General features: G+C 60.7%; 18 protein-coding genes and 1 pseudogene. 17 read left to right on the top strand and 2 right to left on the bottom strand.

Going from position 1 to position 22,441, the window contains the following annotated elements; genetic code table 11:
- Positions 1-3: 3 nt before the first annotated feature.
- The 4 genes from HP062_RS09965 to HP062_RS09950 all read left to right on the top strand — a co-directional run bounded on the left by HP062_RS09965 (position 4) and on the right by HP062_RS09950 (position 3,031).
- Complete coding sequence (locus HP062_RS09965; RefSeq protein ID WP_010456049.1) at positions 4-837, top strand: alpha/beta fold hydrolase; 834 nt, start codon at positions 4-6, stop codon at positions 835-837.
- Between the two features lie 48 nt (positions 838-885).
- Complete coding sequence (locus tag HP062_RS09960; protein WP_010456048.1) at positions 886-1,323, top strand: thioesterase family protein; 438 nt, start codon at positions 886-888, stop codon at positions 1,321-1,323.
- Positions 1,324-1,495: 172 nt separating this feature from the next.
- Entirely contained in the window at positions 1,496-2,455 is a 960-nt protein-coding gene (locus tag HP062_RS09955) for a tRNA-dihydrouridine synthase (protein WP_172791357.1), read from the top strand.
- A gap of 132 nt (positions 2,456-2,587) precedes the next feature.
- Positions 2,588-3,031 (top strand): Hsp20 family protein, encoded by a 444-nt coding sequence (locus HP062_RS09950; protein ID WP_010456046.1) that lies wholly within the window; start codon positions 2,588-2,590, stop codon positions 3,029-3,031.
- A 50-nt stretch (positions 3,032-3,081) separates the two neighbouring features.
- On the opposite strand, the gene HP062_RS09945 is transcribed toward HP062_RS09950, so the two are convergent.
- Positions 3,082-6,360, bottom strand: a complete 3,279-nt coding sequence (locus HP062_RS09945) for a PAS domain S-box protein (RefSeq protein ID WP_077750381.1) — start codon at positions 6,358-6,360, stop codon at positions 3,082-3,084.
- 66 nt (positions 6,361-6,426) lie between these two features.
- On the bottom strand, positions 6,427-7,317 hold the full coding sequence (locus HP062_RS09940; protein WP_010456044.1) for a LysR family transcriptional regulator: 891 nt from the start codon (positions 7,315-7,317) through the stop codon (positions 6,427-6,429).
- Positions 7,318-7,459: 142 nt separating this feature from the next.
- Here HP062_RS09940 and leuC point away from each other — a divergent pair, with 142 nt between their 5' ends.
- From leuC to HP062_RS09875, 13 genes and pseudogenes are all read left to right on the top strand, one after another.
- On the top strand, positions 7,460-8,878 hold the full coding sequence (gene leuC / locus HP062_RS09935) for a 3-isopropylmalate dehydratase large subunit (RefSeq protein WP_010456043.1): 1,419 nt from the start codon (positions 7,460-7,462) through the stop codon (positions 8,876-8,878).
- An 11-nt stretch (positions 8,879-8,889) separates the two neighbouring features.
- On the top strand, positions 8,890-9,534 hold the full coding sequence (leuD, locus tag HP062_RS09930; RefSeq protein ID WP_010456042.1) for a 3-isopropylmalate dehydratase small subunit: 645 nt from the start codon (positions 8,890-8,892) through the stop codon (positions 9,532-9,534).
- A gap of 139 nt (positions 9,535-9,673) precedes the next feature.
- The gene (locus HP062_RS09925) at positions 9,674-10,441 is read left to right on the top strand and encodes a class I SAM-dependent methyltransferase (protein WP_077750382.1); all 768 of its coding nucleotides are present in this window, start codon (positions 9,674-9,676) and stop codon (positions 10,439-10,441) included.
- Between the two features lie 51 nt (positions 10,442-10,492).
- The gene (leuB, locus tag HP062_RS09920; RefSeq protein WP_154501291.1) at positions 10,493-11,575 is read left to right on the top strand and encodes a 3-isopropylmalate dehydrogenase; all 1,083 of its coding nucleotides are present in this window, start codon (positions 10,493-10,495) and stop codon (positions 11,573-11,575) included.
- A gap of 69 nt (positions 11,576-11,644) precedes the next feature.
- Positions 11,645-12,757 (top strand): aspartate-semialdehyde dehydrogenase, encoded by a 1,113-nt coding sequence (gene asd / locus HP062_RS09915; RefSeq protein ID WP_054052925.1) that lies wholly within the window; start codon positions 11,645-11,647, stop codon positions 12,755-12,757.
- 269 nt (positions 12,758-13,026) lie between these two features.
- The gene (locus HP062_RS09910) at positions 13,027-14,037 is read left to right on the top strand and encodes an aspartate-semialdehyde dehydrogenase (RefSeq protein WP_010456038.1); all 1,011 of its coding nucleotides are present in this window, start codon (positions 13,027-13,029) and stop codon (positions 14,035-14,037) included.
- A gap of 208 nt (positions 14,038-14,245) precedes the next feature.
- Positions 14,246-16,855, top strand: coding sequence for a FimV family protein (locus tag HP062_RS09905; RefSeq protein ID WP_172791356.1), 2,610 nt, complete (start codon positions 14,246-14,248; stop codon positions 16,853-16,855).
- A gap of 309 nt (positions 16,856-17,164) precedes the next feature.
- Positions 17,165-17,989, top strand: a complete 825-nt coding sequence (gene truA, locus HP062_RS09900; protein WP_010456035.1) for a tRNA pseudouridine(38-40) synthase TruA — start codon at positions 17,165-17,167, stop codon at positions 17,987-17,989.
- Positions 17,990-18,052: 63 nt separating this feature from the next.
- The gene (locus HP062_RS09895; RefSeq protein WP_154501288.1) at positions 18,053-18,676 is read left to right on the top strand and encodes a phosphoribosylanthranilate isomerase; all 624 of its coding nucleotides are present in this window, start codon (positions 18,053-18,055) and stop codon (positions 18,674-18,676) included.
- A gap of 209 nt (positions 18,677-18,885) precedes the next feature.
- Positions 18,886-19,805 (top strand): annotated as a pseudogene (gene accD, locus HP062_RS09890) (acetyl-CoA carboxylase, carboxyltransferase subunit beta).
- Positions 19,802-21,109, top strand: a complete 1,308-nt coding sequence (gene folC, locus HP062_RS09885; protein ID WP_010456028.1) for a bifunctional tetrahydrofolate synthase/dihydrofolate synthase — start codon at positions 19,802-19,804, stop codon at positions 21,107-21,109. Before accD ends, folC begins: the two are co-directional and overlap by 4 nt.
- Positions 21,093-21,755: an SPOR domain-containing protein gene (locus tag HP062_RS09880; RefSeq protein ID WP_010456026.1), complete on the top strand. Its 663-nt coding sequence runs from the start codon at positions 21,093-21,095 to the stop codon at positions 21,753-21,755. The genes folC and HP062_RS09880 overlap by 17 nt, the downstream gene beginning before the upstream one ends.
- A 98-nt stretch (positions 21,756-21,853) precedes the next feature.
- On the top strand, positions 21,854-22,414 hold the full coding sequence (locus HP062_RS09875; RefSeq protein WP_010456024.1) for a CvpA family protein: 561 nt from the start codon (positions 21,854-21,856) through the stop codon (positions 22,412-22,414).
- The last annotated feature ends 27 nt before the right edge of the window (positions 22,415-22,441 follow it).

The raw sequence follows: 22,441 nt of genomic DNA, 5'->3' as shown, positions 1-22,441 counted from the left end.
GCGATGAGCACGTTGAAGTGGGTTCGTGGCGTTAATGGCACCTTGGGCTGGTTTGCACCGAAACTGGTCGCGAGCAAAATGCGACTGGCGTTCATGACGCCGCGAGAGCTTCCGCCGCGTGACTGGGAATTGCCGCTGCTGGCGAAATCCGAACGGATCACCTTGCGTTTCGGTCTCTCGGCGCTGCGCTGGGGGCAAGGTCCGGCCGTGTTGCTGATGCACGGTTGGGAAGGGCGGCCGACACAATTTGCGAGTCTCATCACGGCGCTGGTCGATGCTGGCTACACCGTCGTAGCGCTCGACGGTCCTGCTCATGGTCGCTCACCGGGCAGTGAAGCCAACGTGGTGCTGTTTGCCCGGGCCATGCTCGAAGCGGCCGCCGAGTTGCCGCCGCTGCGAGCCGTCATTGGCCACTCCATGGGCGGCGCCAGTGCGATGCTCGCCGTGCAGTTGGGTTTGCGCACCGAAACCCTGGTCACCATCGCCGCACCGGCGCGGATTCTCGGGGTGTTGCGCGGTTTTGCCCGTTACGTGCGGCTGCCGCCCAAAGCGCGTTCGGCGTTTATTCGCCAGGTCGAGAAAGACGTCGGCATGCGCGCTGCAACGCTGGATGTTGCGCACTATCAGCTCGACATGCCGGGGCTGATCGTCCACGCCGAAGATGATTGTTTTGTTCCGGTCAAGGAGTCCCAGTTGATCAATGAGGCGTGGTTCGACAGCCGGCTGTTACGCCTGGAGGAGGGCGGGCATCAACGCGTGCTGGCCGATCCTCGGGTGATTGATGGCGTGTTATCACTGCTGGCTGGCCGCAGCCTGCAATCGCGCCAATCGGCCTGAGCATCCGTTACACTGCCCCGGTCGACATCATCTGACCGGGAGTGGGGCATGGGCTGGGATCGGGCAACGCCATTTATCATTGATCTGGAAGTCGGCGCCGAGGACATCGACGGGCTGGGGCACGCGAACAACGCGGTGTACGTGACCTGGCTCGAACGCTGCGCCTGGCGTCACTCGCAGCGGCTGGGGCTGGACCTGGTCGAGTATCGTCGGCTGGATCGGGCGATGGCGGTGGTGCGGCACGAGATCGATTACCTGGCCGCCGCCTATGAGGGCGATGAGTTGCAATTGGCGACCTGGATTGTCGATTGGGATCAGCGCCTGAAAATGACCCGCCACTTCCAGTTGAAGCGCCCCAGCGATAACACCACGTTGCTGCGCGCGCAAACCACTTTCGTCTGCATCGAACTGTCCACCGGCAAGCCCAAGCGCATGCCGGCCGAGTTCATCGAAGGCTACGGCCCGGCGTTGCAAGTTCCAGGTTGACGCGATCCTGTGGCGAGGGAGCTTGCTCCCGCTGGAGCGCGAAGCGGTCCCTTGCAATGGAGAGTGCCACGCACTCTAACGGGAGCAAGCTCCCTCGCCACAGAGGCAGATGCAAGTCTTTCGACAGAGAATCCAGTAAACTGCCGCACGTTTTTCGTTGAGTGTGTTTTTCATGCAAATTGCTTTGGCGCCCATGGAGGGGTTGGTCGACAACATCCTGCGGGACGTGCTGACCCGAGTGGGCGGTATCGACTGGTGCGTGACCGAGTTTATTCGGATCAACGATCAACTGCTCACGCCCGCCTATTACCACAAGTTCGGCCCGGAATTATTGACCGGCGCCCGCACCGCGTCCGGCGTGCCGCTGCGGGTGCAGTTGCTCGGTTCCGATCCGGTGTGTCTGGCTGAAAACGCCGCGCTGGCCTGCGAGCTGGGTTCCGAGGTGATCGACCTGAACTTCGGCTGCCCGGCCAAGACCGTCAACAAGTCCCGGGGCGGCGCCGTCCTGCTGAAAGAACCTGAACTGCTCAACCAAATCGTTGAACACGTCCGCCGCGCTGTGCCGGCGCACATTCCGGTCACCGCGAAAATGCGCCTGGGCTTCGACAGCCCGGACGGTTCGCTGGTCTGCGCAACAGCGCTGGCCGAAGGCGGCGCGGCGCACATCGTGGTGCACGCGCGGACCAAAACCGACGGTTACAAGCCGCCTGCGCATTGGGAATGGATCCCCCGCGTGCAGGACGTGGTCAAGGTTCCAGTGTTCGCCAATGGCGACATCTGGAGCGTTGAAGATTGGCGCCGTTGCCGCGAAATCAGCGGCGTGGAAGACATCATGCTCGGTCGCGGCCTGGTGTCGCGTCCGGACCTGGCCCGGCAGATCGCGGCGGCGCGGGCCGGTGAAGAAGTGGTCGAGATGACGTGGGCCGAGTTGCTGCCACTGATCCAGGACTTCTGGCTGCAAGCCAAGGCGCAGATGACTGCCCGCCAGTCGCCGGGTCGTTTGAAGCAATGGCTGGCGATGTTGACCCGCAATTATCCTGAGGCGGTGGAGCTGTTTACCGTGTTGCGTCGAGAGACCGAACTGGATCAAGTCTCGCGTTTGTTGGGGCTCCAGGTGTCGGAAGCGGCCTGAAAAAAACGCAAAAAAATCTGAAAATAATCTCTTGAAAAGCAATCGGCGATCCCTATCTAGGGATTACGCGATGCCGAATTCGGGTCGCGGAGACAAAAAAACTTGCTGATCTGTTTTCAGGAGATTTGAATCATGAGTACTGCATTTTCGATGGCGCCCCTGTTCCGTTCCTCGGTGGGCTTCGACCGCTTCAATGACTTGTTCGAAACCGCCCTGCGCAACGAGCCAGGCAGCACCTACCCACCTTACAACGTTGAAAAGCATGGTGATGACCAATACCGCATCGTCGTGGCGGCCGCCGGGTTCCAGGAAGAAGACCTGGATCTGCAAGTGGAAAAAGGGGTGCTGACCATCAGTGGTGGCAAGCGTGACGCGAATGAAGACGTCACCTATCTGTACCAAGGCATCGCTCAGCGCGCCTTCAAACTGTCCTTCCGTCTGGCGGACCATATCGAAATCAAGGCTGCCGGCCTGAGCAACGGTTTGTTGAGCATCGACCTGTTGCGGGTGATACCGGAAGAGGCAAAAGCCAAACGCATCCCGATCAACGGGACGCAAAAACCCGCTCTGCAGTAACGAGTCAGAGCAATGAGAAGGGCGCCATTCGGCGCCCTTTTTTGTACCCGTTATTTGAGGAGTTTCTGGAACTCCTCCACCGGCAGCGGCCGACTGTGCAAATACCCCTGATAAAAATGGCACCCCAGCCCCTGCAAAAATTCCAGCTGCTCCGCCGTTTCCACCCCTTCGGCGATCACTTTCAGTTCCAGGCTGCGGGCCATGGCCACGATGGCGCGGATGATTTCGGCGTCGTTGGGGTCGGTGGTGGCATCGCGGATGAACGACTGATCGATTTTCAGCGTGTCGACCGGCAGGCGCTTGAGGTAGGTCAGCGAGGAGTAGCCAGTGCCGAAGTCGTCCATTGCAAAGCTCACGCCGAGTTTTTTCAGGCGGCGCATTTTGTTGATGGTGTCTTCCAGGTTCTGGATGACGATCCCTTCGGTGATTTCCAGTTTCAGCAACGAGCAGGGCAGGCCGTGGCTGCTGAGGCTGTATTCGATGCGTTCGACGAAGTCGTTTTGACGAAATTGCCTCGGGCTGATGTTCACGCACAGGCTGAAGCTGAGCGGGTTCACCAGGCCTTTGGCAACCAGCTTTTTGAAGGCCCCACAGGCTTCGTCGATGATCCACGTGCCCACTTCCAGAATCAGCCCGCTGTCCTCCAGCACCTTGATGAATTCGGTGGGCGATTGCGGGCCGAGTTCCGGGTGGTCCCAGCGCACCAGCGCTTCGGCGCCGACAATACGGTTGCCCCGAGCGTCGACCTGGGGTTGGTAATGCACATGAAACTCGCCCCGGGAAAGGGCCAGGCGCAAGTCGGTTTCCATGCGCAGGCGTTCACTGGCAGCCTTCTGCATGGTGTTGTGATACATCTGCGCCATGTTGCGGCCCGAGTCCTTGGCGCGGTAAAGCGCAATGTCGGCACGTTTGAGCAGGTCGGTCGGGGTCGAGCCGTGGTCGGGGATCAGCGCGATGCCGATGCTCGGTGTTACTTGCAGGCGCTGGCCGTCGAGGAACATCGGCTCCGACAACAGTTCACGCAACGTGTCCGCCAACTCCCGAACCTGGGCGCTGACTTCATTGCGCGAGCCCTCAAGGCCGCTGAGCAGCACCACAAATTCATCGCCACCCAGGCGTGCCACGGTGTCTTCCATGCGCACGCTGGCTTCAAGCCGAGCCGTGATGATTTTCAGCACCGTGTCGCCCACCGGGTGACCCAGGGAATCGTTGATGTGCTTGAAATGATCGAGGTCCAGGAACAGCAGCGCACCGCGCAGGTTGTGGCGCTTGAGCAGGGCGATCTGCTGGCTCAGGCGATCCATCAACAGGGCGCGGTTCGGAAGGTTGGTCAGCGGGTCGTGGTAGGCCAGATGGCGAATCTGCGCTTCGGCATTTTTCAACAGGCTGACGTCTCGGCCAGTCAGCAACAGGCATGCGGTTTCGTTGAGGGTGATTGGCTCCACCGAGACTTCGACGGTCAGCAGTTCGCCGCGCTTGTTGCGGCCCAGCATTTCCTGGTGATGCACACGACCCTTAAGCTGCAACTCGGCCAGCAGCGCCGAGCGCTGTTTCTCTTCTGCCCAGATGCCGACTTGATACACCGTGCGGCCGACCACTTCGTCGGCGCGGTAACCGGTCAGGCGACAAAAACCATCGTTGACCTCCAGGTAGCGCCCGGTATCGCGTTCGGTGATGGTGATCGCGTCCGGGCTTGAGTGAAACGCCTTGGCAAACTTCTCTTCGCTGGCCTTGAGTGCCGCTTCGGAACGCTGTTGCTGGGTAATGTCGCGCAGGGTCGTGACGATGCACGGCTGGTCGCCCACGCTGATCTGCCGGCTGGAAATCACGCAGGTCAGGGCTTGCCCGTCTTTGTGTTGGGCGATGATCGCGACATTGTTCAGCCCCTGTTCACGGATGACTTGTTCAATTCGTTGCAGGCTTTTCGCTGACGCGTCCCACAGGCCGATTTCGTCGGCCCTGCGGTCAATCACTTCGGCGGCGCTCCAGCCGAAGGTCTGGGTAAAGCTGGAGTTGATCTCGATGAACTGGCCGGTGTCCTGGCGCGTGACGCAGATCGGGTCCGGGCTGACTTGAAACAGCGTGGCGAATTTCTCTTCGGAGGCCACCAGCCGTTGTTCGCGCTCCACTTGATCGGTGATGTCCAGCAAGGTGCCGGCCATGCGCAGCGGTGCGCCGTTTTCATCGCGGTAGAGGCGGGCACGACTTTCCAGGTAGCGTGAACTGCCGTCCGGCAACTGCACGCGATAAGTCAGCTGATAATTGCCGGCCGGTCCTTCGCGCAGGCTGCGATAAGCGTCGCGCATGCTGCCGCGTTCTTCGTCGGGCACACCTTCGAAAAACGCGTCGAAGGACTCATGGAAGGGTATGGCCTCCAGCCCGTGCAACTGCGCGGCCCGCGCCGAGCCGTACAGCATGCCGCTGGGAATGTGCCAGTCCCAGGTGCCGAGTTGCGCCGAATCCAGGGCCAGGTCGAGGCGTTCCTGGCTGTCTTTCAGCGCGAGTTCGGCGGCCTTGCGTTCCGTGGTATCGAGGAAAGTGCTCAGCAGGTAGGGCTGGCCTTCGAGTTCGACTTTCTGTGCGCTGAGGATGCCGTCGTGGATCTGGCCATTGCTGGCGCGAAACTGCACCTCCATGCTGGTCAGTTCGCCCTTGGCCTTGGTCGCCTTGACCAGCACGTCCCGTTGTTCCGGGTGCACCCAGAGGCCCAGTTCGACGGTGGTTCGGCCAATGGCGTCCTGCACCGGCCAGCCGAAGAGGCTTTCGAAATACTGATTGGCTTCGGTAATCAGGCCATCTTCCTGGCGGGTCAGCAGCACCATGTTCGGGCACAGGTGAAACAGCGTGGCAAAGCGTTTTTCCGAGCTGCTCAGGGCCTGTTCGCGCTGGCGCTGATGGGTGATTTCGCGAATGACCCCAATCATCCGTGGCCGACCGTCTTTGTCCGGCAGCAAGCTGCCGTTGATCTCCAGCCAGTGCAGGCTGCCGTCGGGCCAGCGGATGCGGTGGTGCATCGCCTGCTCCAGCGGGGCGCCGGCGATCACGGCATGAAAGGCGCGAATGGTTTTTGCCCGATCCTCCGGAGGCAGCAAGTCGAGGTATTCCAGATCGGTCGGCAACGGCTGTCGGGGATCGAAGCCGAACAACGCCTGGGTGCCCCGCGACCAACTGATCTGTCCGCGCTCGATGTCCCAATACCAGGCGCCCAGGCGCGCGCCGTTGAGGGCGGCCAACAACTGTGGTGCGCTTTCCCAGCTCTGCTCGGACCGTTTCGGGTCAAGCGCCTGTATACGTGGCATCGGCGGAATACGGTCAACAGATTTCGGCATTGGCAGGCCTTGGGCTGAATTGGGCGTTAGGCGCAGGGGTTCGCGGCTCTATGGCAGTAGCACACGTTAGCCTTGAATCCCTGGCAGATCGATTTGTGCATCCAGCAAGGCCATGAAGGCCCGTGCCGCATTCGACAGCGTCCGTTCGGTGTGCAGGATATAGCCTAGCTGGCGAGTCAGTTGTATGCCCGGCAAAGGTATTCGCGCAACTTGATCGTCGAGCATCGTTCGCGGCAAAACGCTCCAGGCCAGGCCGATCGAGACCATCATCTTGATGGTTTCCAGATAATTGGTGCTCATGGCGATGTTTGGCGTCAGTCCCTGAGCCTCGAACAGGCGCTGGACAATGTGATGAGTGAACGTGTTGCCGCCGGGAAACACCGCCGGATGCAGGGCAATGTCCGCCAGGCTGACTGGGCCGTTGCTGATCAGCGAATGCTCCGGGGCGACCACGAAATCCAGGGGGTCGTCCCACACCGGCGTGGCTTTGACCAAGGTATGAGGTTCCGGGGCGAGGGTGATCACCGCCAGTTCCGCGCGGCCATGGAGGATTTCCTCGTAGGCCACTTCCGAATCGAGAAACTGAATATCCAGCGCCACTTGTGGGTAGCGTCGGGTGAACTCCCTTAATAAGGGCGGTAAGCGGTGCAAGCCAATGTGGTGACTGGTGGCCAGTGTCAGGCGCCCGGTCACTTCGCCGGTCAGGTTGGTCAGGGCGCGGCGGGTGTCGTCCAGCACATTGAGAATCTGGTAGGCCCGCGGCAACAGGGCGCGACCGGCCTCGGTCAGGCCGACTTCACGACCCAGTCGATCGAAAAGCCGCACCTTCAATTGCTGCTCCAGCCCGGCGATGCGCTTGCTGATCGCCGGTTGCGTCAGGTGCAGCCGTTCTCCCGCGCCGGAGAAGCTTCCGGTCTCGGCAATGGCGATGAAAGCATTGAGATTGGCCAGGTCCATTTCGGTATTCCAGTTGGTTATCCAAAGCATGAAAAATATGAATTTGAGTTATTTAATGTAACCCCCTAGGATCGACCTCACAAGCCAAAGGGTTATACAAACGGCCCGGGGCATAGAAACAAGCTGATGAGGAAACCGTCTGATGGCCGGCAAAACGCTCTACGACAAGCTCTGGGATTCGCATTTGGTCAAGCAGCGCGACGATGGCTCTGCCTTGATCTACATCGATCGTCACATCATTCACGAAGTGACCTCGCCGCAAGCCTTTGAAGGCCTGCGTCTGGCCGGGCGCAAGCCTTGGCGCATCGATGCCAACATCGCGACCCCGGACCACAACGTACCGACCACCCCGGAACGCAAGGGCGGCATCGAAGCCATTGCCGACCAGGTCTCGCGTTTGCAGGTCCAGACCCTCGATGACAACTGTGACGAATACGGCATCGTCGAGTTCAAGATGAACGACGTGCGCCAAGGCATCGTCCACGTCATCGGCCCGGAACAGGGCGCAACCTTGCCGGGCATGACCGTGGTCTGCGGCGACTCCCACACCTCGACCCACGGCGCGTTTGGCGCGTTGGCTCACGGTATCGGCACGTCCGAGGTCGAGCACGTGCTCGCCACCCAGTGCCTGGTCGCCAAGAAAATGAAGAATATGCGGGTGTCGGTCGAAGGGAAATTGCCGTTCGGCGTGACCGCCAAGGACATCGTTCTCGCGGTCATTGGCAAGATCGGCACTGCCGGCGGTAACGGCCATGCCATCGAGTTCGCCGGTAGTGCGATTCGTGATCTGTCGGTCGAAGGCCGCATGACCATTTGCAACATGTCCATCGAGGCTGGGGCTCGCGTAGGACTGGTCGCCGCTGACGAAAAAACCGTCGCCTACGTGAAGGGCCGTCCATTCGCTCCGAAAGGCGCGGAATGGGACTTGGCCGTCGAAGCGTGGAAAGACCTGGTGACTGATGAAGACGCCACGTTCGACACCGTCGTCGAGCTCGATGCCACCCAGATCAAGCCACAAGTCAGCTGGGGCACTTCGCCCGAGATGGTGTTGGCCGTGGATCAGAACGTGCCGGACCCTGCGAAGGAAATGGACCTGGTCAAGCGCGGCTCCATCGAACGCGCCTTGAAATACATGGGTTTGACTGCCAATCAGGCAATTACCGACATTCAGCTGGACCGCGTGTTCATCGGTTCCTGCACCAACTCGCGGATCGAAGATTTGCGTGCTGCCGCCGTGATCGCCAAAGGTCGCAAAGTCGCTTCGACCATCAAGCAGGCCATCGTGGTGCCGGGCTCGGGTCTGGTGAAGGCCCAGGCTGAATCGGAAGGCCTGGACAAGATTTTCCTCGACGCCGGTTTCGAATGGCGTGAGCCGGGTTGCTCGATGTGCCTGGCGATGAACCCGGACCGTTTGGAGTCGGGCGAGCATTGCGCCTCGACCTCCAACCGCAATTTCGAAGGCCGTCAGGGCGCCGGTGGCCGTACCCACCTCGTGAGCCCGGCCATGGCCGCCGCCGCCGCGGTGAATGGTCGTTTCGTCGACGTCCGTGAATTGATCTAAAGGAGCGCAGCATGAAAGCTTTTACCCAGCACACTGGTCTTGTCGCGCCTCTGGATCGTGCCAACGTCGACACCGACCAGATCATCCCGAAGCAATTCTTGAAGTCGATCAAGCGCACGGGTTTCGGCCCAAACCTGTTCGATGAGTGGCGCTACCTGGATGTCGGGCAGCCTTATCAGGACAACTCCAAGCGCCCGTTGAACAAGGACTTCGTCCTCAACGCTGAGCGTTATCAAGGCGCCAGCGTGTTGCTGGCCCGCGAAAACTTCGGTTGCGGTTCCAGTCGTGAACATGCGCCGTGGGCGCTGGAGGAATACGGTTTCCGCAGCATCATCGCGCCGAGCTACGCCGACATCTTCTTCAACAACAGCTTCAAGAACGGCTTGCTGCCGATCATCTTGAGCGACGCTGAAGTGGATGAGCTGTTCCAGCAGGTGGAAGTGACCCCGGGTTATCAGTTGCAGGTCGATTTGCAGGCCCAGACCGTTACCCGTCCGGATGGCAAGGTGTTGAGCTTTGAAATTGACGCCTTCCGTAAGCATTGCCTGCTCAACGGTCTGGACGATATCGGTCTGACGTTGATGGACCATGAAGCGATTGCGACGTTTGAAGCCAAGCACCGGGCGAGCCAGCCTTGGTTGTTTCGCGACGCGTAAGTTTGCGCAAGGCGTGATGACGCCTTCGCGGGCAAGCCTCGCTCCTACGGCTGAAATACGTCTCCCTGTAGGAGCGAGGCTCGCCCGCGAAGAGGCCCGCCCAGACAACACAAGGCTAAACCCCAAAAGGAAGTCCCCCATGACCCGCACCGCCCAGCACAACCAGGTAGTCCAAAAGCAATTCGGTGAACAGGCCTCGGCCTATCTGAGCAGCGCCGTACACGCTCAAGGCACCGAATTTGCGCTGCTACAGGCCGAACTGGCCGGGCAGGGCGATGCTCGGGTGCTGGACCTGGGGTGTGGCGCTGGTCACGTCAGTTTTCACGTGGCGTCGCTGGTCAAGGAAGTGGTGGCCTACGATTTGTCCCAGCAGATGCTCGACGTGGTTACCGTCGCCGCTGTGGACCGTGGTTTGAGCAATGTGACCACGGTCAACGGTGCCGCCGAGCGCCTGCCGTTTGCCGATGGTGAGTTCGACTTCGTCTTCAGTCGTTACTCGGCGCACCATTGGAGCGACCTCGGCCTGGCCCTGCGCGAAGTCCGGCGGGTACTGAAGCCGGGTGGGGTGGCGGCGTTCATCGACGTGTTGTCACCGGGCAGTCCGTTGTTTGACACTTACCTGCAAAGCGTCGAAGTGCTGCGCGACACCAGCCATGTGCGCGATTATTCCGCCGGCGAGTGGTTGCGTCAGGTCAGCGAAGCGGGGTTGCATACCCGTAGCACTACGCGTCAACGGTTGCGGCTGGAGTACAACTCCTGGGTCGAACGCATGCGCACGCCAGAAGTGATGCGCGCGGCGATCCGCGAGTTGCAGCAGTCGATGGGCAATGAAGTGCGCGAATATTTTGAGATTGAGGCCGATGGTTCGTTCAGTACCGATGTGCTGGTGCTGATGGCCGAACGATAGAATTTTTCCGGGTGTGCTCAAGGGTGCACCGACTGATGACATGAGGAAAGCATGAGCAAGCAGATTCTGATTCTCCCAGGTGATGGTATTGGCCCGGAAATCATGGCCGAAGCGGTCAAGGTGCTGGAGCTGGCCAACGACAAGTACAGCCTGGGCTTCGAGCTGAGCCACGACCTGATCGGCGGCGCCGCCATCGACAAGCACGGCGTGCCATTGGCCGACGAAACCCTCGACCGTGCGCGCGCAGCCGACGCTGTGCTGCTGGGCGCCGTGGGCGGCCCGAAATGGGACACCATCGAGCGTGACATCCGCCCTGAGCGCGGCCTGCTGAAGATTCGTGCGCAACTGGGCCTGTTTGGCAACCTGCGCCCGGCGATCCTCTACCCGCAACTGGCCGAGGCATCGAGCCTGAAGCCTGAAATCGTTTCGGGCCTGGACATCCTGATCGTCCGTGAACTGACCGGCGGCATCTATTTCGGTGCGCCACGCGGTACCCGCACCCTGGAAAACGGCGAGCGTCAGGCTTACGACACGCTGCCGTACAGCGAAAGCGAAATCCGCCGCATCGCCCGTGTCGGTTTCGACATGGCCATGGTGCGCGGCAAAAAGCTGTGCTCGGTGGACAAGGCCAACGTGCTGGCTTCGAGCCAACTGTGGCGCGAAATCGTCGAGCAAGTGGGCAAGGATTACCCGGAAGTCGAACTGAGCCACATGTACGTCGACAACGCCGCCATGCAGCTGGTGCGTGCGCCGAAGCAATTCGACGTGATCGTTACCGAAAACATGTTCGGCGACATTCTGTCTGACCAGGCATCGATGCTCACCGGTTCCATCGGCATGCTGCCTTCGGCATCCCTGGATACCAACAACAAGGGTATGTACGAGCCTTGCCACGGTTCGGCGCCAGACATCGCTGGCAAAGGCATTGCCAACCCGTTGGCGACCATTCTGTCGGTGTCGATGATGCTGCGTTACAGCTTCAATCTGCAGGACGCGGCCGATGCCATCGAGAAAGCCGTCAGTCTGGTATTGGATCAGGGGCTGCGCACGGGCGACATCTGGTCGGCCGGTTGCACTAAAGTCGGTACGCAGGAAATGGGCGACGCAGTAGTCGCCGCGCTGCGGAATCTGTAATCTCTCGGGCCCGCTGCCACTTTCACTCTTGAAAGCAGCGGCCCACTTTTTAAAGAAGGTGTAGTTGCGATGAAACGTGTAGGTCTGATCGGTTGGCGCGGTATGGTCGGTTCCGTGCTCATGCAGCGGATGCTGGAAGAGCAGGATTTCGATCTTATTGAGCCGGTGTTTTTCACCACTTCCAATGTCGGTGGCCAAGGCCCGTCCGTGGGCAAGGACATTGCTCCGCTCAAGGACGCTTACAGCATTGAAGAGCTGAAAACCCTCGACGTGATTCTGACCTGCCAGGGTGGCGACTACACCAGCGAAGTATTCCCGAAGCTGCGCGAAGCCGGCTGGCAGGGTTACTGGATCGACGCTGCTTCCAGCCTGCGCATGCAGGATGACGCGGTGATCGTGCTGGACCCGGTGAACCGCAAGGTCATCGACCAGCAGCTCGACGCGGGCACCAAGAACTACATCGGCGGCAACTGCACCGTCAGCCTGATGCTGATGGGCCTGGGCGGCCTGTTCGAAGCCGGTCTGGTCGAGTGGATGAGCGCCATGACTTATCAGGCGGCCTCCGGTGCCGGCGCGCAGAACATGCGTGAACTGATCAAGCAAATGGGCGCGACCCACGCCGCTGTCGCCGATCAACTGGCCGACCCGGCCAGCGCCATCCTCGACATCGACCGCCGTGTGGCCGAAGCCATGCGCAGCGACGCGTACCCGACCGAAAACTTCGGCGTTCCGCTGGCCGGCAGCCTGATCCCGTGGATCGACAAGGAGCTGCCGAACGGTCAGAGCCGCGAAGAATGGAAGGCCCAGGCCGAGACCAACAAGATCCTCGGTCGCTTCAAGAGCCCGATCCCGGTGGATGGCATCTGCGTGCGCATCGGCGCCATGCGCTGCCACAGCCAGGCGCTGACCATCAAGCTGAACAAAGACGTGCCGATCGCCGACATCGAAGGGCTGATCAGCCAGCACAACCCTTGGGTCAAACTGGTGCCGAACAATCGCGAAGCCAGCATTCAGGAACTGAGCCCGACGAAAGTCACCGGCACCCTGAACGTGCCGGTTGGCCGTCTGCGCAAGCTGAACATGGGCACGCAGTACGTCGGCGCGTTTACCGTCGGCGACCAACTGCTGTGGGGCGCGGCCGAACCGCTGCGTCGCATGCTGCGGATCCTGCTTGAGCGCTGATCGATTGAAGTAATCAAAGAACCCGCGCCTTGAAAGAGGTGCGGGTTTTTTTTGGGAAGGTATGTCGTCAGGAAGGGCCTCTTCGCGGGCAAGCCTCGCTCCTTCAGGTATCGCGGTTGTTTCAAGATTTCGCGACCGACACACAACCCGTAGAAGCGAGGCTTGCCCGCGAAGAAGCCGGCGCATACACCACAAAACCCCAGCCGAATTGCCTGCGCGCCACCCACCCGGTAAAGTGCCGCTCCCCCCGTTTCGCCAGAGGTAGAACCATGAGCCAGTCCTTTGATATTGCCGTGATCGGCGCCACCGGTACTGTCGGCGAAACGCTCGTGCAGATTCTCGAAGAACGCGACTTCCCGGTCGGCAACCTCCATTTGCTGGCCAGTAGCGAATCCGCCGGGCATTCGGTGCCGTTTCGCGGCAAGAACGTGCGGGTGCGTGAAGTCGACGAGTTCGATTTCAGCAAGGTTCAGCTGGTGTTTTTCGCTGCCGGTCCGGCAGTGACCCTGAGTTTTGCCTCGCGCGCGACCGCTGCCGGTTGTTCGCTGATCGACCTGTCCGGCGCTCTGCCGGCCAATCAGGCGCCGCAAGTGGTGCCGGAAGCCAACGCCGACGTCTTGGCCGGTTTGAAAAAACCGTTCCAGGTCAGCAGCCCAAGCCCGTCGGCCACCACGCTGGCCGTGGTGCTGGCGCCGCTGCTCGGTTTGCTCGACCTGCAACGCATCAACCTGACCGCCTGTCTGGCCGTTTCCGCCCAGGGCCGAGAAGCCGTGACCGAGCTGGCCCGGCAGACCGCCGAGCTTCTCAATGTGCGTCCGCTGGAGCCGACTTTCTTTGATCGGCAGATGGCTTTCAACCTGTTGGCTCAGGTCGGCAAGCCTGATGAGCAGGGTCATACGCTGCTGGAAAAACGCCTGGTGCGTGAGCTGCGTCAGGTCATGGCGCTGCCTTTATTAAAGATTTCTGTCACTTGCATTCAAGCCCCGGTGTTTTTTGGCGATAGCTTTAGCGTGACCTTGCAGTCAGCGAGCGCTGTGGACCTGGCGAAAGTCAACGCGGCGCTGGAAGACGCACCGGGTATCGAACTGGTGGAAGCCGGCGATTACCCGACGGCAGTAGGCGATGCAGTAGGGCAGGACGTGGTCTACGTTGGTCGGGTTCGCGCCGGAATCGACGACCCGTCGGAACTTAATTTGTGGCTGACGTCAGATAACGTGCGTAAAGGCGCTGCGCTCAATGCTGTGCAGGTGGCTGAATTGTTGATAAAAGACCTGCTGTAAAAGATACTTGGCAACAATTTTTCGAATGAGTCCAGTCGAGCGCTATGCTTGGCCGGATTGCTGATGGCGAGCCACTCTTCGGGGCTTTCCGGGGCATTTATGAAATGATCGCGCGTGACGACCCTTCGTCGCCGCGCGCAATGCCTTACGGCAGCGGCTATCAACACCTTCTCGCTGGCCGAGGAATGTTCAAACAAAGGATGAGGCTATGGTTCAAGTTCGCAAACTGGTGTTAGCAATAGCGGCCGCCTCGGCGCTGTCCTCCGGTATGGCGCATGCCCTCGGGCTCGGGGAATTGACCCTGAAGTCGACGCTGAACCAACCTCTGGTGGCGGAAATCGAGCTGCTCGACGTCAAGGACCTCACCGCCGCAGAAGTGGTGCCGAGCCTGGCGTCACCCGAAGATTTCGCCAAGGCCGGTGTCGATCGCCAGGCGTTTCTCAACGACCTGACCTTCACGCCCGTGCTCAATGCCAGCGGCAAAAGTATCCTGCGTGTAACGTCCAGCAAACCACTGTCCGAACCCATGGTGAAATTCCTGGTTCAGGTGATGTGGCCCAACGGTCGTCTGCTGCGCGATTACAGCGTGCTGCTCGATCCTTCCAAATTCTCCCCGCAGACCGCTGAAGCGGCTGCGCAGCCTGCGTCGACCGAAACGGTCACTGCGCCGGTGACCGGTGCCACCCAGCCGTCCCAATACACCACCACGCCGCGCGATACCCTGTGGGAAATCGCCGCGAAAGCGCGTAATGGCGGTTCGGTCCAGCAAACCATGCTGGCCATCCAGGCGCTGAACCCGGATGCCTTCATCGACGGCAACATCAACCGGCTGAAAACCGGTCAGGTGCTGCGCTTGCCGGATCAGGCGCAGAGCACCAGCCTGCCGCAACCCAAGGCAATCGCTGAGGTCGCTGCCCAGAACACCGCATGGCGCCAGGGTCGTCGTTATGTGGCGAAGCCCGGCACCGGGCAGCAGCAACTCGATGCCACCAAGCGTGGCCGCGCTGACGCAGCTCCATCGCAAACGGCGAAAGACAACCTGAGCCTGGTTTCTGCCGAAACCGGCAAGGGCAAAGGCGCTGCAGGTGATGCCAAAGCCTTGAACAACAAACTGGCGGTGACCCAGGAAAGCCTCGACACGACCCGTCGTGACAACGCTGAACTGAAAAGCCGCATGACCGATCTGCAAAGTCAGCTGGATAAGCTGCAGCGCCTGATCGAGCTGAAGAACAATCAACTGGCCAAGTTGCAGGCTGAAGGCGCAGCGGGAGCGTCGGCTTCGACTCCAGCGACGACCCCACCGGCAATGTCTGCTGAACTGGCCGCGAACCCTGCGGCAGCACCGACTGAAGTGGTTCCTGCTCCGGAAACGTCTGCGCCTGAGACTGCTCCTGCACCCGTGCCTGCCGAGCCGCCAATCGAGCCGACACCGGTAGCTTCCGACGAGCAGAAATTCAACGAACTGCTGACCAATCCGGTCCTGCTGGGTCTGGTAGGCGGTGGGGCAGTGGTTCTGCTGCTTCTGCTGCTGTTGCTGGCGCGTCGCCGCAAGGCGCAGCAAGAAGCCGAGAAACACCTGCGCATGGCGCGTGCCCTGGAAGAAGAGAAGGAATTCTCTGCCGAGCAGGACCTGCCAGAAAGCAGCTTCGAAGGTTTGGAAGTTCCGCCGCCGAGCGTGAAACTCGCTACCGCGCCGATTCCAACGCCACCACCTGCGCCAGCTCCAGCCCCGGATGTAATGACGACGCCGATCGCCGCGCCGCTGGTGTCGCCAGCGGCCGAGCGCAATGACGACGTACTGACCAAGGCTCAGTCGCACATTGCCGCCGGTCGTCTGAACCAGGCCGCTGCGTTGCTCGAAGACGGCATCAAGCAAGAGCCACAGCGCAGCGACTTGCGTCTGAAACTGATGGAAGTCTACGGTCAGCAGGGCGATCGCGATGCATTTGTTGCCCAGGAGCGTCAGTTGGTCGCCAACGGTGACAACTTCGCCCAGGTCGAGCAGCTTAAAAGCCGCTTCCCGGCAATGGCTATCGCGGCTGCCGGTGGTCTTGCTGCCGCCGCCCTCGCTGCCGAGCTGGACGCGCAGTACGTCAAGGACCTGCTGCTGGACGAGCCGCAAGCACCGGCCGATGACCTGGACAGTGCCTTCGACCTGAGCCTGGATGACCTGGAAGCCGCGTCACCCGCAGTGGTCACGCCAGAGCCGGAAGCTGCGGCTGACCTTGACGAGTTTCCGCTGGACGATGACCTGAGCTTTGAATCGGTATTGAAGGAACAGACCGAAATCAAGGAAAACCTCGACGACCTGTCGGACTTCGATCTGGACATGGATTTGGGCGGCGACCCATCGCCGGCCATCCTCGCTGAAGATGACTTCCTGCTGGATCTGGACGAAGGCGTGAAGGACCTGCCTGCGGAGCCTGTAAAACCTGAAGTGCCTCAGGACGATCTGGAGCTGCCGGCCGATTTCGACCTGTCGCTGGCTGATGAAATGGATGCCGCCCCGGCCGAGCCTGAGGTCAAGGACGCCTTTGCCGCTGAACTGGATGACGTCAACGCCGAGCTGGATCGTTTGTCCCAGAGCATGAGTGAGCCGACCTTTACTGCAGAAGACGCTATGGCTTCTGCGGCGGACGAGCCGGACTTCGACTTCCTCTCCGGCACCGATGAAGTCGCCACCAAACTCGATCTGGCCCAGGCCTACATCGACATGGGTGACAACGACGGCGCTCGGGACATCCTCAATGAGGTTGTGGCCGAGGGGAATGCTGGCCAGAAGAGCGAGGCCAAGGAGATGCTTTCGCATCTGGCTTGAGTGATCGGTAGGCAATAAACAGAACGGCAGCCCATTGAGGCTGCCGTTTTTGTTTTAGCGGTGGTCCGACGGCGTCTGTCAGGGCGCCATCGCGAGCAGGTTCGCTCCCACAAGGTTTTGTGGCGGTCACATAACCTGAGAACACCCCGAAACACTGTGGGGGCGGGCTTGGCCGCGAAAGGGCTGCAACATTCAATATCGTACTTTCTGTTGTGCTGGTATCCCCGCCGGACAGCTTTATAATGCCCGCCTTTGCGCACATCAGCAGGCTGTGACTCCTTGGCAAATATAGATAACCCGGCTGCCGAAATGGCGGCCGACGGCTTTTTCCGGATCGCGTTGGGCGTTGAATACAAAGGCTCGCGTTATCGCGGCTGGCAGCGCCAGGCCTCCGGTGTGCTCACTGTGCAGGAAACCCTCGAAAAGGCCTTATCCAAAGTCGCCGACTCACCGGTGTCGCTGCTCTGCGCCGGGCGCACTGACGCGGGCGTGCATGCGTGCGGCCAAGTGGTGCATTTCGATACGCAAGTCGAGCGTTCGATGAAGGCCTGGGTCATGGGCGCCAACATCAACTTGCCCCACGACGTCAGTGTCAGCTGGGCCAAGGTCATGCCGGCGCATTTTCATGCGCGCTTCAAGGCCATCGCCCGCCGTTATCGGTATGTGATCTACAACGATCAGATCCGCCCGGCGCATCTCAACGAAGAAATCACCTGGAACCACCGTCCGCTCGATGTCGAGCGCATGGCCGAGGCCGCTCAGTACCTGGTCGGTACCCATGATTTCAGCGCATTCCGCGCCGGTCAGTGCCAGGCCAAATCGCCGATCAAGGAACTGCATCACCTGCGTGTCACGCGCCACGGCAAGATGATCGTCCTGGATATCCGCGCCAGCGCCTTCCTGCACCACATGGTGCGCAACATCGCCGGTGTCTTGATGACCATCGGTGCCGGCGAGCGGCCGGTGGAGTGGATGAAGGAAGTGCTGGAGAGCCGGATCCGTCGTTCTGGCGGGGTGACGGCGCATCCGTTTGGCCTGTATCTGGTACAGGTCGAGTATCGCGACGAGTTCCAATTGCCTGAGCGTTACATCGGCCCACACTTCCTCACCGGCTTCTCTGAACTTGACGGCTGACGCCCTCGAACGCATTTGTTACCATCCGGGACTTTCTCGGATTTGCCCTGAGGTTTTATCGACATGTCAGCCGTTCGCAGCAAGATTTGTGGGATTACCCGCATAGAAGATGCGTTGGCGGCGGTCGAGGCCGGGGCGGATGCCATCGGGTTTGTGTTTTACGCCAAGAGTCCGCGGGCCGTCACGTTCCAGCAGGCGCGCGACATTATCAAGTTGCTGCCGCCGTTCGTGACCACCGTGGGGTTGTTCGTCAACAGCAGTCGCTGCGAGTTGGGCGAGCTGCTCGACGCCGTACCGCTGGACCTGTTGCAGTTCCATGGCGACGAAACCGCAGCCGAATGTGAAGGCTGGCACCGCCCGTACATCAAGGCGTTGCGGGTCAAGGCCGGCGACGACATCGCGGCGGCCTGCAATGCGTTTCCAAGTGCCAGCGGTATCCTGCTTGATGCCTATGTCGAAGGTGTTCCCGGTGGAACCGGTGAGGCGTTCGACTGGTCTCTGATACCGCAGGGCTTGAGCAAGCCGATCATCCTCGCTGGTGGCCTGACGCCGGATAACGTGGCTGAGGCAATCGCCCGGGTTCGGCCTTATGCGGTGGACGTCAGCGGCGGGGTAGAAGCGAGCAAGGGCATCAAGGATCACGCAAAGATTCAGGCATTCATCAAGGCGGTACGTAGTAGCACGTAGTTGATGTGACGGCTGGCAGACTGCCGCCGTCCCAAAATGCACTGCGCTGCACAAAGCAGGCACGGCTGAGGATTTTTGGATTGTACGCAGGTCACGTTTCGCTGACCCGGCCATCCACCGATCATCGCCACACACATGAATTTAGCTCAAGGGCATACGCGGGGCTGCGAACCAGAGCGTTCGGGCCGCCGGTACTGGAGAAAGAAAGCATGAGCAACTGGTTAGTAGACAAACTGATCCCTTCGATCATGCGTTCCGAGGTCAAGAAGAGCTCGGTGCCTGAAGGTCTGTGGCACAAATGCCCGTCTTGCGAGGCTGTGCTGTATCGTCCGGAGCTGGAAAAGACCCTGGACGTTTGCCCCAAGTGCAACCACCATATGCGTATCGGCGCCCGCGCGCGCATCGACATCTTCCTCGACGCCGAAGGCCGTGCAGAATTGGGCGCGGACCTGGAGCCGGTTGATCGCCTGAAATTCCGCGATGGCAAGAAGTACAAGGACCGCCTGACCGCTGCGCAAAAGCAGACCGGCGAAAAAGACGCGCTGATCTCCATGAGCGGCACCCTGCTGGGCATGCCAGTGGTGGTCTCGGCCTTCGAGTTCTCCTTCATGGGGGGTCGATGGGCGCCATCGTGGGTGAGCGTTTTGTCCGCGCTGCCAACTACGCGCTGGAAAACCGTTGCCCGATGATCTGTTTCGCCGCTTCCGGTGGTGCGCGGATGCAGGAAGCCCTGATCTCCCTGATGCAAATGGCCAAGACCTCTGCGGTCCTGGCGCGTCTGCGTGAAGAAGGCATTCCGTTCATCTCCGTGCTGACCGATCCGGTCTACGGCGGCGTTTCGGCCAGTCTGGCGATGCTGGGCGACGTGATTGTCGGTGAGCCGAAAGCCCTGATCGGCTTCGCCGGTCCACGCGTGATCGAACAGACCGTGCGTGAAAAACTGCCGGAAGGTTTCCAGCGCAGCGAGTTCCTGCTGGAGCACGGTGCAATCGACATGATCATTCACCGCCAGGAACTGCGTCCGCGTCTGGGCAACCTGCTGGCACAAATGATGGGTCTGCCGACGCCAAAATTCGTTGCCGCACCCATTGAGCCGATCGTGGTTCCACCGGTACCTGCCAACCTATGACCGAACGTACCCTTGGCGAGTGGCTCGCCTACCTAGAGCAGTTGCACCCTTCGGCCATCGACATGGGCCTGGAGCGCTCGCAACAGGTAGCGTCCCGCATGGGACTGGGCAAGCTGGCGCCTCGGGTGATCACGGTCACCGGCACCAATGGCAAGGGGTCCACCTGTGCATTCGTGGCCTCGTTGCTGCGGGCTCAAGGCCTGAGCGTTGGTGTCTACAATTCTCCGCACCTGCTGCGTTACAACGAGCGGGTGCAGGTCAACGGCGTCGAAGCGACGGACGCCGAGTTGTGCGAAGCCTTTGCTGCGGTCGAGGCGGGCCGTGGCGACACTTCCCTGACGTACTTCGAGATGGGCACCCTGGCGGCGTTCTGGCTGTTTCAACAGGCAGGGCTTGATGCCGTGGTGCTGGAAGTCGGCTTGGGCGGGCGTCTGGACACGGTCAACGTGGTCGATGCCGACATGGCGCTGGTCACCAGTATTGGCGTCGATCACGCCGATTACCTGGGCGATACCCGCGAATCCGTGGCTTTTGAGAAAGCCGGCATCTTCCGCCAGGGCGCGCCTGCGCTCTGTGGTGACCTGAATCCTCCGCAACCTCTGCTGGATAAAGCCCGCGAGCTCAATTGCCCGTTTTTCCTGCGTGGGCGCGATTTTGACCTCGGTGTGACCGATCACAATTGGCAATGGCGCGGTCTTGACGCGCAAGGGCGAGTGGTCGAGTTGCATGATCTGCCGTTGCTCGATCTGCCGATGGAAAACGCCGCACTGGCCTTGCAGGCTTATCTGTTGCTTGGTTTGCCGTGGGTCGATTCGCAAGTAATCAATGCGCTGACAGCGACGCGGGTGGTAGGTCGTCTTGACCGCCGTCAAATCGACTGGCAGGGCAAGCGTCTGAACCTGTTGCTGGATGTGGGGCATAACCCGCATGCAGCCGAGTATCTGGCGCGCCGTCTGGCCGTTCGTCCGCCGGTCGGCAAGCGTCTGGCGGTGTTTGGCTTGTTGGCGGACAAGGATCTGGATGGTGTTGTCAGTGAATTGAATGCTAGTGTCCAGCAATGGGCTGTCGCGCCGCTGGATTCGCCGCGTGCGCGCCCGGTGGCCGATTTGCAGGCGGCGTTGCAGAACCTTGGCGCTGCGGTAACGTCTTATGACAGTGTGGCCGCCGCCCTGGAAGGGCAGTGCGCACTGGCAACGAGCGACGACGAGATTCTGTTGTTCGGATCATTTTATTGTGTCGCCGAGGCCCTCGAATGGCTGGCCCGGCGCTCCACGGAGGAAGCGGCAAATGGCATTGCTGGATAAGGCATACAAACAGCGCATGGTTGGCGCCCTGGTTCTGGTGGCGCTGGCGGTTATTTTTCTGCCGATGCTGTTTTCCCGCCAGGATGAGCAGCGTCAAGTGACGGTCGAAGCCCCGGCTGCGCCGCAAGCACCCTCGGTGCCGCCAGTGCAGGTCGAGCCAGTGGTGGTGCCCGAGCCACAAGCGCTGCCTCAGGAGCCTGTGCCAAGCGATGACGAGATCGCTCAGCAAGAAGCACCCGTGGCGCCGATCACCCCGAGTGCGCCAGCCGCGGCTGCGCCTGCTACCAAACCGGTCGCTCCCGCGCCTGTGGTCAAGCCTGCTGCGCCGACCACGCCGCCTGCCCAGCCGATTACGGCCGCGCCGGGCAAGCCAGACACGACTCAAAGCCGCGTCGATGCCAATGGCCTGTCGGTCAGCTGGTCGGTGCAACTGGCCAGTCTGTCGAGTCGTGCAAGCGCAGAAAGTTTGCAAAAAGACCTGCGCAGTCAGGGCTATAACGCCTATATCCGCACGGCCGATGGCAAGAATCGGGTGTTTGTCGGGCCGCTGATCGAGCGCGCCGAAGCGGATCGCCTGCGCGACTTGTTGGGCCGCCAGAAGAACCTCAAGGGTTTTGTGGTGCGTTTCCAGCCTGAGCGCAACTAAAACTATCGCCCCGATTTGAAATGCACTGACAATCGCAGCTTACCGATAGCCATGCGCTCTGCTAAAATGCGCCGCCTTATCCGTCTGTAGGCTGCACTGTGCCATTTACCTGGGTTGACTGGGCGATCGTTGCAATCGTCGCCATCTCCGCATTGATCAGTCTGAGCCGCGGCTTCGTCAAAGAAGCATTATCGCTGGTGACCTGGATCATCGCAGGAGTCGTCGCCTGGATGTTCGGTGGTGCATTGTCCGAGCACCTCGCCGGATACATCGAAACGCCATCAGCTCGTGTGATCACGGGCTGCGCCATCATGTTTATCGCCACGTTAATCGTAGGCGCAATGATCAATTATCTTATCGGCGAGTTGGTACGCGTCACCGGGCTATCCGGGACCGATCGATTCCTCGGCATGGCCTTCGGCGCCGCGCGTGGCGTGTTGCTGGTGGTCGTGGCGGTCGGGCTGTTGAGCCTGGGGCCGGTACAGCAGGACGGGTGGTGGCAACAGTCACAGCTCGTGCCAAAATTTCTATTGGTCGCAGACTGGTCCAAAAACCTGATCCTCGGGTGGAGCAGTCAGTGGCTTGCCAGCGGTATCAGCGTACCCGCTGAGATACCGTTCAAGGAGCACCTCTTGCCGACGGCCAAAACGCCTCAGTGAGTTGTGTTCAGTTCAGATCCATTAAGT

The organism is Pseudomonas sp. B14-6 (assembly GCF_013260315.1).
Taxonomy (GTDB): domain Bacteria; phylum Pseudomonadota; class Gammaproteobacteria; order Pseudomonadales; family Pseudomonadaceae; genus Aquipseudomonas; species Aquipseudomonas mandelii.
The sequence above is the reverse complement of the archived record's forward strand: the minus strand, read 5'-3'. Positions and strand labels throughout refer to the sequence as shown.